This window comes from Intrasporangium sp., assembly GCF_030452765.1.
Classification (GTDB): domain Bacteria; phylum Actinomycetota; class Actinomycetes; order Actinomycetales; family Dermatophilaceae; genus Intrasporangium_A.
On sequence record NZ_JAKDLO010000276.1, the window covers coordinates 1 to 4,175 of the forward strand.

At 70.1% G+C, this 4,175-nt stretch carries 5 protein-coding genes; 2 read left to right on the forward strand and 3 right to left on the reverse strand.

What is annotated here, in order from left to right; genetic code table 11:
- Together L0H79_RS21205 and L0H79_RS21210 are read right to left on the reverse strand one after the other, a co-directional pair.
- On the reverse strand, nt 1–267 hold a 267-nt coding region (locus L0H79_RS21205; protein ID WP_301486678.1), incomplete at its 3' end, for a hypothetical protein.
- A 1,097-nt stretch (nt 268–1,364) separates the two neighbouring features.
- Complete coding sequence (locus L0H79_RS21210) at nt 1,365–2,393, reverse strand: YafY family protein (RefSeq protein ID WP_301486679.1); 1,029 nt, start codon at nt 2,391–2,393, stop codon at nt 1,365–1,367.
- Nucleotides 2,394–3,249: 856 nt separating this feature from the next.
- Between L0H79_RS21210 and L0H79_RS21215 the strand changes: the two genes are divergently transcribed.
- The gene (locus tag L0H79_RS21215; protein ID WP_301486680.1) at nt 3,250–3,438 is read left to right on the forward strand and encodes a hypothetical protein; all 189 of its coding nucleotides are present in this window, start codon (nt 3,250–3,252) and stop codon (nt 3,436–3,438) included.
- 151 nt (nt 3,439–3,589) lie between these two features.
- Nucleotides 3,590–3,802, forward strand: a complete 213-nt coding sequence (locus L0H79_RS21220) for a hypothetical protein (protein ID WP_301486682.1) — start codon at nt 3,590–3,592, stop codon at nt 3,800–3,802.
- A gap of 50 nt (nt 3,803–3,852) precedes the next feature.
- Here L0H79_RS21220 and L0H79_RS21225 read toward each other — a convergent pair.
- Nucleotides 3,853–4,175 (reverse strand): PIN domain-containing protein (locus L0H79_RS21225; protein ID WP_301486684.1); only part of this gene is annotated, 323 nt, incomplete at its 5' end.

Genomic DNA, 4,175 nt, shown 5'->3' on the forward strand with positions numbered 1-4,175 from the left:
GGGGTGGGTGATCACCGCACCTCGGTGCTGGTGATCCACCATGCGCTGGGCCGCGGGTGGTTCGATGACCCGGCCGTCAACGCGCTGTCCTTGGAGGTGGCCGCCGTCGCTCTGGGGGCCGCCGTCCACTACCACCGAGCGTTCGCCGCTGGGATCTCCGAACGCACCGAACGCATCGCGGCGGCCCGGCGCGGCAGAACCGTGGACGTCTTCGCGGTGGACGATCGCGTGGTCTCGTGCGTCTACGCCGCGGGTGGCACCTTCCACGACGGCGAACGGACGATTCGGCTGCCGCTATCAACGGGTATCCAGTATGTCCTCGGCTGCGCGGCGGCGGTGTCCTCATCGATGCGCCACAAGCCGGACGAACCAAACCTCTCACGATCCTTGATCGGACCGGACGTGTCGTCGCGGCCCTGGCCGACGTGCAGGACGTGCTCGTCAACGGCGCCGGCACTCACATCGTCACGGTCGACATGGCGGGCACCCTCCGGTGGCGCGACGCCCATGACGTCGAAGACGCATCGCTGGCGACCGCGGAGAGGCCAACACGACAGTCGGCGGCACCGTCTACTACGTGACGGTGCAGCTCGGCGGCGACACGGTCACGCACGTCTGGGGCACCACCCGGGCCGCTCCCGACACACTGACCCGTTCAGGGCCGGATCGTCGCCATCGACGAGGGCCGGTCACTGGCCATCCTGATGCCCAACGAGCCGACCCGGCCCGACACGAACTGCTACTCGATCTACGACCTTCGCTCGGACTCGCGCCGGCACGCGTCCTGCGGCGACTTCACGCCGACCGCCTTCAGCGCGTCTCGTGCCGGATCTCGGGCAAGGGCTGCGCCGTGGGTGCCGCCGCACAGCCAGTGACCCAACCATCGGGCGAGGGCAGCCCGCTCCCGATCGTCCTGTCGGCCAACTGGCCACGCCACACCCGGGCACGCGCCCCGCAGACGATCGATGCGCTGGAGTCGCTGCCAGAGATCGGTGCCGACGCGCCGATCGGGTACTCGGGGATGACGCCGGCCAGTCCGATAGATATCCCGCTCGCCGTGGCCGATCCGCGGATCCGTGCGGCGATCTTCGGGGGGGTGTCATGTGCGAGGCGATGCGGCAGGCCGCGCGGAGGGTCACCATCCCTCTCGAGTTCCTGCTGCCCTGGGCCGACCCCGAGATCGAGCGTGAGCGGACCAGCTCGATCTCCTCGATCAGCAGCTCTGCGCGGACGTCCTCGAACTCCTGCTCGGCACTGGCGGCACCGACGCCCACCGGGACTCTGGTCCCGAGGACGCGACCGGCCCACAGGCGTCGGCATACGAGAAGTTCTGCGGGTACCTGGGCCGCGACCTCAACCGACAGCTACTGCCGCCACAGCCGCGCGACGTCTGGATCATTCCGAGACTCGACGACCGGCTGGACCGCGCGGTGATACCGGTCGGCGATGGCTTGCACCTCCGCCACGAGCTCGGCCGGCTCGATGATCGTGAAGTCGCTGGTGAGTCGCCCGAGGACCAGCGCGATCGCGGTCAGGCTCTCGCCGCCCAGCACCGCCACGCAGGCGTGCTCGTCGACCGGTTCGACGCTCCCTTCGGCGCCCACGACCTGGTCTCGGACGGCTGCCGCGGGGGCGTGGATCGTGACCCGGGCTCGATGGCGCCACGCGGTATCGGGGACGCGTCGGCTGACGTAGTCGGCCAGGTCCGCCGCGGGCAGCTCTCGCGGGCGAAACCGTGGCCCGGTCGGGGTACGCGGCTGCATCCGGTCGACCCGGAAGACCCGCCAGGCCTGCTCGGTGATCTCGTAGCCGAGCAGATACCAGTGATGGCCGCGGTTGACCAGCCGGTACGGCTCGACCTCATGCCGTGACTCACCCCCGCCCTGCTCGCCCGCGTCGAGGTCCTCGTAGGTGAACCGCAGCCGCTCCCGGGCGTGGCACAGCTCGACCAGCTGGGTCAGCCGGGCCGGGTCGACGACGGGAACCGGTTGCGTGGCGGGCAGCGGAACGGTGTACCGGTTCAGGTGACGTACCCGGCCTCGCAACCGATCCGGTAGCACCCGCTCCAGCTTCGCCAGGGCCAGCGCCGAGGTCTCCTCCATCCCGCCGATGATGCAGTTCACCCCGGTGCGCAGCCCGACCGCGACCGCGACCGCCTCCTCGGCGTCCAGCAGCAGCGGCGGGATCGCCGACCCGCTGGCGCCGAGCCGGTATCCGCCGATGCCGCCGCGGGTCGCGTGGACGGCATACCCCAGCTGACGCAGCCGCTCGATGTCGCTGCGCACCGTGCGGGCGCTGACATCCAAACGCTCCGCGAGCTGCGCCCCGGTCCAGTCCCGAGGAAGCTGCAGCAGCGACAGCAGCTCGAGCAGACGCGTGGCAGGAGACGGCACGGGATCGAGTCTGGCAGACGCCTCCGGGTGACGAGGTGGTGACGGACCAGCGCAGGGCGACGCCGAGAAGCTCTTCAGCCTAGGAACGAATCCCGCCTAAACGCCGGATAGCGTCTGACGTGTAGTCAGGAATCCAAGGAAGCCACAAATGATGCATCCCTACATTGCCAACAAGCTTGCCAAGGCCATTGAGCGCGACCGGCTGCGAGACGCAGAACGAGCACGCGTCACGCGGCCCGCGAACTCATCCCGGACCGGCCGGCAGGGCCGCCGGGCCGGACCGGCTGTGACGCCGCCGCCACGCGCCGCCCTCGGGCGGACACCAGACCACACAGGAAAGGGAGATCAGCATGGACCCCGTCTGGATCATCTCCGTCATCGCGATCATCACGGTGGGCGCCATCGCCTGGCACGCCTTCGACGATCACGACCCCCAGTAGCCTCCGTTGAACGCCACAACGACGAGAGGTGGAGGTCAGGTGAGCCTGCACGACGTTGACCGTGACGGCCCGGTTGCCGCGACCCGTCGCGATCTGGCCGCCGACGCGCTCGTGCTCGGCGCCGCCGCCTTCGTATGGTTCGGGTGGGCGCAGGAAGGCCCTCCGCCGGGGTGGAGCCCGCTCCTGGCGGCCGGGTCCGGGCTAGGGGTGCTGCTGGCGCTGCTCTCGCTGATCGTGCTGCGCCGGCGTGAGGACGGGTCGGCCATGGCCCAGCGCGCGGGCCGGCGGGCGTATGGCGTCACTGTGGGCCTCGCGGTCGCCCTGACCGCAGTCGGGGCCGCCGCGCTCGGCCTCACCGGCCACAGCAGATTTCTCAGCCGTGGATCCTCGGGGTCGTCGGGCTCCACTTCATACCCTTGTCGGGCCTGTTCGGGATCCGGTCGCTGGCGGGGGCCGGCATCCTGCTCGTCCTCGTGGCGGGCGCTGCAGCGATCATCGGCGGCCTGACCACGATCCTGCCGAGCGCGATCGTCGGCGGCGTCGTCCTGCTCGCCTTCGGAAGCCTATCGCTGCACCAAGCCCGGCGCGGCAGACCACCGTCCTGAGCCCCATCAACTCGGGGGTGGGGCAGCATCGGGCCGCGCGACCGAGTACGTGAGCAGCTCTACCGACGGCCCATCGCGCCGGGTGCGAGGTAGATCGACGCCTCCCGAGTGCGGGCATCCGCCGTCTCGGGCGGAAGGCGGAAGAGCACGCGTGGCCGACAATGGATCCCGCATGCTCGAGCACGACCACGTGCTCGCCGGGGTGGTGCCCTCCAGCGTGGCCTACCAGTACGAGTGCGGCGGGTTGCTCGCGGCGAAGGTAGCGACGGCGGCGCGAACGGCGTCTCCGTGGATGGTCACGATTGCGGGGACGACGGCAAGCGCCGCGCCGGATCATGGGAAGCACGTAACGACGGGCCGGTAGGAGTCGAGCCGCTCGGCGCGAATGGGGTCGGCCCGCGTCTCGGTTCGGTGTCAGGCGCTGACGCACCAGGGGTCGATGAGATCCAGGTCCAGCAGGGCGAAGTCGTCGGTGTTGCGGGTGGCCAAAGCTGCACGATGTGTTCTGCAGATGGCGGCGATCTGAGCATCGAAGCCCGAGATCGGCGCGCCCGCGTGCTGACGCTCGATGACGACATCTGCGTAGCGATCGGCAGCAGCGGTGTCGAAGGGCAGGATCCTGTTCGCGAACGCCCCGAAGACCTCGTCCGCAGCGGCGGCGAGGAGGGCTTGCCGACGGCCACCTGGCAAGCGGGCGATGCCGAAGCGAACCTCCGCCAGCGTCACCGATGTCGTAT